This is a genomic window from Vibrio nigripulchritudo ATCC 27043, from assembly GCF_000222685.1.
Classification (GTDB): Bacteria; Pseudomonadota; Gammaproteobacteria; order Enterobacterales; family Vibrionaceae; genus Vibrio; species Vibrio nigripulchritudo.
Window position 1 is genome coordinate 1 of sequence record NZ_AFWJ01000123.1, and the last position, 5,906, is coordinate 5,906.

Here is a 5,906-nt window from a genome sequence, read left to right on the forward strand (position 1 = left end):
CACATTGGACACAATCACTGGAATGCCCTTGTCGACCGCTCTCTGAATCGCTTCGTCGTAAAGATTGTCATCCACCACCACGGTAACGATGCCATCTACCCCTTGGTTCACCACGGTTTCAAAGTTCTGGAGGTGCATTTGGAGGTTGCCGTTTTCCTGCGTAAACAGCAGTTGGCAATCCGCTTTCAGCGTTTCACACGCATCGTCCATCCCACGTTTGATGGTTTGCCAGAAGGTGTTATCGATACCCGTCTGGGTCAGGTAAGTGAATCGCAGCGTTTTTTCCTTCTCGGCTGCAATACCGGGGGAAGCGAATCCCAACAGGGTCGTACTAAGCAAAGCACTCAGTACCATGAGTTTTTTACAGTTAAACATGACTCTATTCCTCGTCCTTTTGAACAGATTTACGTTTCTTCAGATATGACAACTCCCTAGCACCTTCAAGAAGGCACCATAGTCAGACTCTGTATTCACGCGGTTAAAGTTGTTTCAAACTCTGCAGAACTTCAAAACATGCAGATAATGGGTGATAGTCCGTTTTGCTTGGTGGGCTTTTCAGGTCGTCGTAACGCTTATTATCGGTATCCAACACCCGATACCAGCCGCCGTATTGATGATCAATAAAGTGTCTTTCTGCCACCGACCACATGGTGTCGTACCAGTCCCAGTATTTGTCTTCTCCGGTTTCAACTGCCAGAGCGGCGGACGCGGCAATGGTTTCCGCAGTCACCCAGTAATATCTGTCGGTATCGACCACTTGCCTGTCCGGCGAGAAGGTGTAGTTCATCCCGTCTGTGCTAGGGTCCCAACTCACATCCAGAGCAGTATTGAAGAGGTGAGCGGCGGTCTCGATCATCCACTCTTCGCTGCGATAACGGGACAGAATCAGCAATAGCTTGGACCACTCGGTGAAATGTCCGGGCAAGTAACCCCAAGGGCGAAAGAGGTGTTTGGGATCGTCCAGATTGTATTCCCAGTCGTGTTGCCAATTCTGATCATAATGTTCCCAGACTAAGCCATCGGCTTTTGATGCCAGTTCGACACAAACTTGCTTCGCCAATGTATAAGCTCTATCCAGAAAGCGAGCCTCTTTAGTGGCTTCATACGCGCAGATCATCGCCTCGCACATGTGCATGTTGGCATTCTGACCCCGATATTCAGATACGTTGCTCCAGCTACCTTCTAAAATCTCATCCACATAAAGCTGCGCATCCTTATCCCAGAAACGCACTTCAAGCACTTCCCAAATATCGTTGAGTAATGTTCGGCCACTGGGCGTGTCCGCTTTGATGGAAGCAGCGGCGGCAAGCAGGACAAACGCATGCCCGTAGCAATGGCGGGTGCCATCCTCTACATCCAGCCCATTCAGCACCCAAGCGTATCCGCCATCTTGTTGCTTATGGTGTTCCAGCAAAAAACGAACCCCGTGTTCAGCAGCGTCCTGATATTCCTGTTTTCCGGTAATCAGATACGCCAGCGAATAGTTGAATGCGAACCGACAGGTGCCCACCAGATGCTTGGTATCGGCGTCGAAAATGGTGCCGTCATCTTTGAACTGGTTGATGTAGCCTCCTCGTTCCCTGTCGATACATTCAGGGTGATAAAAATCGATGAGGCTCTGAATGTGCGAGGTTAAGAAGGCTTCGCTGCGATAGTCCTTAGTCATGGTCATTTCATCCTTGTTATTCCGGCAATATGATGGGGACCTGACTCATCACGCCGCCATCAACGCGAATGTCAGCCCCTGTCATAAAGGCGCATTTACCTTCTGCGATAAACAGTGCCAATTCGGCAAGCTCACTCGGTTCCGCTACTCGTCCTAGCGGATGAGCTTTCGCCCACGAATCCAATACCGCTTCTTGTGTTTTGTCCCCTTTCCAGAGATCGGCTGCCCAATGCAACATAGGTGTATTCACAGAGGCAGGACACAGAGCGTTGACTGTGATTTGATCCGCTGCGCAGTCCAGCGCCATAGAGCGGGTAAGCTGAAGAATCGCGCCTTTGGATGCGGCATAGGCTGCCACGCCAGTTTGAGAAGCGTATGACTGAACTGACGCGATATTGATGATGGCACCTTTCCCCTGTTTTCTGATTTCAGGGATGGCGTATTTACAGGTATGAAAAACGCCGTTTAGATTGACACCAATGACTTCGCTCCAAAGTTCGACACTGGTATCCACCACATCGCCGTACCGCTGAATGCCTGCGGAGTTGATCACCACGTCCAAACGTTCAAAAGCAGCAACCGCTTTCTCCACACCTGCTTTCACCGCTTCCGCGTTGCTGACATCAAGGGTGATACCCATCAGATTTTCATTGTGATTATGGTCTGCAAGCGTGGATTCGCGAGACTGCTCATCATTGGTGAAGAATGTCACCTTGTAGCCTGCGGATAAAAAGCGATCCACCATGGCACGTCCGATTCCGCGAGAACCGCCCGTGACTAACACAGCCTTTGCGCTATTTCCGTTCATTACCGACTCCTCTTCCTTGATGATGTCTAGTGGGCAAAATATTCTGGAAACTGCTTTTGAATCACATCCAAATCCGGGAAAACATGAGCAATATGGGCAAGCATCGCATCCTTCGCTGCTGGCGCATTGCCGACCAAAACCGCATGGACTATCTGCCGGTGCTCATCAATCAATTCGGTCAAAACAGTCGTTCGATTTTTCAAAATCAGCTTACGAATTCGGTCCATGTGAAACTTTGAATCTAAGATGATGCCCCACACCATGGGTTTACCGGCGCATTCACAAATGAGCTGATGCATGCGCTCATCTGAGTTATAAAACATTTCCGAATTGTTGTTTCTTGCCGCGATCTCCTGCTCATTTAAACAAGTTTCCAAGCTGAGCTGATCCAGTTCGCTTATGGTGTTTTTTGCCGCCAGTTGCGCTAAATCGGCTTCTAACGTTCTTCTGACGTAGTAAGCCGTTTCAAATAAAGCGACACGGATAGGTGCCACCATAAGCTGACGCCGGGATGCGTTATCAATTAGCCTTTCCGTTGTTAGTCTCGCTACCGCCTCACGAACCGGCGTTCGGCTCATTTCCAGCTTATCTGCCAGCATTTGCTCCGATAATGGCTGGTGAGGCAATAGTTCCATTTCAAGAATCATGTCTCTTATCACCCGATACGCTTGCTCGGACGCCGTCAAATAGTCATAACGGTGATTTCGCATTGGATTCTCTCTTTTAAATTGATGCTCTTCTGAATACTGTGTATACACTGCATACACTTGATCGATTTTTAACCGATCAATATTGAAAATGGCGGGATATTGAATAGCGATCACAAGATTGGTTATCTGGATATGAATCAGAGAGCAATGCGGGGTACGCATACTAATGCGTATTTTCTCTATGAATTGATATTTTGTAGGTAAAACAAAAATCCCTCAGCTATACAGCTAAGGGATTTTCTTTTAGATCATAAGGTTACTTACCGAGGTGCAACCAAGTTTCCAAAACGGTATCTGGGTTAAGTGAAACAGAGTCTATGCCCTGCTCCATTAACCATTGTGCGAGATCGTCGTGGTCGGAAGGTCCCTGACCACAAATGCCGACGTATTTACCCGCTTTGTTGGCCGCCTGAATCGCCATGGAAAGCATGGCTTTCACCGCTTCGTTACGCTCATCAAACAGGTGTGCAATTTCACCGGAATCGCGATCCAAACCAAGCGTCAGCTGAGTCATATCGTTGGAGCCAATGGAGAAACCATCAAAGTACTTCAGGAAGCTTTCCGCCAATACTGCGTTAGATGGCAATTCACACATCATGATCACTTTCAGACCCTGATCGCCACGGCGCAAATCGTGCTTCGCCAGCAAATCAATGACCGATGCCGCTTCGCTCACTGTACGGACGAATGGAATCATGATTTCTACGTTCTTCAGACCCATTTTGCCGCGCACGCGCTTCATGGCTTCACATTCCAGTGCAAAGCAGTCCTGGAATTGCTCAGAGATATAACGAGATGCACCACGGAAGCCCAGCATTGGGTTTTCTTCAGTTGGCTCGTAACGCACACCACCCACCAGATTACGGTATTCGTTCGATTTGAAGTCCGACATACGAACGATCACACGCTTCGGCCAGAAGGCTGCGGCAAGCGTTGAAATACCTTCGGTTAATTTCTCGATGTAGAACTCAACCGGATTCTCGTAACCTGCGATACGTTGATCAATCTCTGCTTTGATTTCAGACGGCTGATCGTCGTAATTCAGAAGAGCTTTCGGGTGAATACCAATCATCTTGTTGATGATGAACTCCAGTCGCGCCAGCCCCACACCTTCATTCGGAATAGTGGCAAAATCAAAGGCACGATCTGGGTTACCCACATTCATCATGACTTTAAGCGGCAGTTCCGGTAAATCGTCGACGGAAGAACGGCGAATTTCGAAGTCCAGTTCACCTTCGTAAACATAACCGGTTTCACCCTGTGCGCAGGACACAGTCACTTGTGCACCATTGTTTAGTCGCTCCGTCGCGTTACCACAACCAACAACCGCAGGAATACCAAGTTCGCGCGCAATGATCGCCGCATGACAGGTACGGCCACCACGGTTGGTGACGATAGCGGCAGCTTTCTTCATCACAGGTTCCCAGTCAGGGTCTGTCATGTCTGCAACCAGTACGTCACCTTCCTGAACCTGATCCATTTCATCCAGTGAGTCCACGACACGAACCACACCAGATCCGATGCGCTGACCAATCGCACGACCTTCGATTAAGGCTTCAGATTGTTGGTTCAGGTGGAAGCGTTCCATGACGTTTTTATCGTCACGAGAGCGAACGGTTTCTGGGCGCGCCTGAACGATAAGCAGCTCACCGGTTACACCGTCTTTCGCCCACTCGATGTCCATTGGACGACCGTAGTGTTTTTCGATGATTAAGGCTTGCTGCGCCAGCGCCTGAATTTCTTCATCGCTCAATGAGAATGAGCTGCGCTCTTCGGCTGAGGTGTCAATGGTTTCAACCTGAGTACCCAGTTCCGAACCCTCGGCGTAAACCATTTTGATAAGTTTTGAACCCAATGTACGGCGAACCACAGAGTGGTGACCGGCTTGAAGGCTAGGCTTATGAACGTAAAACTCATCGGGGTTTACACTCCCCTGAACCACCATCTCACCCAAACCCCAGGAGGAAGTGATGAAGACAACCTGATCAAAGCCAGATTCGGTATCCAGAGTAAACATCACGCCTGACGACGCTTTGTCGGAACGAACCATGCGCTGAATGCCCGCAGACAACGCCACACCTTTGTGGTCGAAGCCTTGGTGGACACGGTAGGAAATCGCACGGTCATTAAATAAGGAAGCAAATACGTGTTTTACGGCTTCAATCACCGCATCAATACCACGTACGTTTAGGAAAGTTTCTTGCTGACCCGCAAAGGACGCATCTGGCAAATCTTCAGCCGTCGCGGAAGAGCGAACAGCCACAGAAAGCATCTCGTCACCTTCGCCTAATTCCGCGTAACAACGGCGGATGTCAGCTTCCAGTTCTTCAGTAAATGGATGCTCCAGCACCCAGTTTCGAATGGTCTCACCCGTTGATTTCAGTGCTTGCACATCATCAACGTCGAGTGTTTCCAGCAGGGCATAAATACGTTCGTTCAGCCCACCGGATTCGAGAAACTGATTAAACGCAAAAGAGGTGGTGGCATAACCGTTAGGGACTTTCACACCAGCATTGGCAAGGTTTGCCACCATTTCACCGAGTGAAGCGTTTTTACCACCAACTTTATCAACGTCATTCATTGATAAAGCGTCATACCAAACAACATTTTGTTGCATGGGATAATCTCCTTGTTATTGGATCTGTAGGGTTTTAGTGGGGCTTGAAATCAACGCAAACGATTGGCTTGGGATTTAAAAAATTTTTCCGGCAGCGTCACATTT

5 protein-coding genes are annotated in these 5,906 nt (G+C 48.9%); all 5 read right to left on the minus strand.

Annotated features, from left to right (window positions below; translation table 11 throughout):
- Positions 1-375, minus strand: a 375-nt coding sequence (locus RH89_RS12015) for a substrate-binding domain-containing protein (RefSeq protein ID WP_004402144.1), incomplete at its 3' end; no start/stop codon positions are given.
- A 103-nt stretch (positions 376-478) separates the two neighbouring features.
- Entirely contained in the window at positions 479-1,672 is a 1,194-nt protein-coding gene (locus tag RH89_RS12020; RefSeq protein ID WP_004402145.1) for an AGE family epimerase/isomerase, read from the minus strand.
- A gap of 10 nt (positions 1,673-1,682) precedes the next feature.
- Complete coding sequence (locus RH89_RS12025; RefSeq protein ID WP_004402146.1) at positions 1,683-2,474, minus strand: SDR family NAD(P)-dependent oxidoreductase; 792 nt, start codon at positions 2,472-2,474, stop codon at positions 1,683-1,685.
- A gap of 26 nt (positions 2,475-2,500) precedes the next feature.
- A complete protein-coding gene (locus RH89_RS12030; RefSeq protein WP_022561149.1) occupies positions 2,501-3,184 on the minus strand; it encodes a GntR family transcriptional regulator in 684 nt (227 codons plus the stop codon).
- 256 nt (positions 3,185-3,440) lie between these two features.
- Positions 3,441-5,801 (minus strand): phosphoenolpyruvate synthase, encoded by a 2,361-nt coding sequence (gene ppsA / locus RH89_RS12035; RefSeq protein WP_004402148.1) that lies wholly within the window; start codon positions 5,799-5,801, stop codon positions 3,441-3,443.
- Between the last annotated feature and the right edge of the window lie 105 nt (positions 5,802-5,906).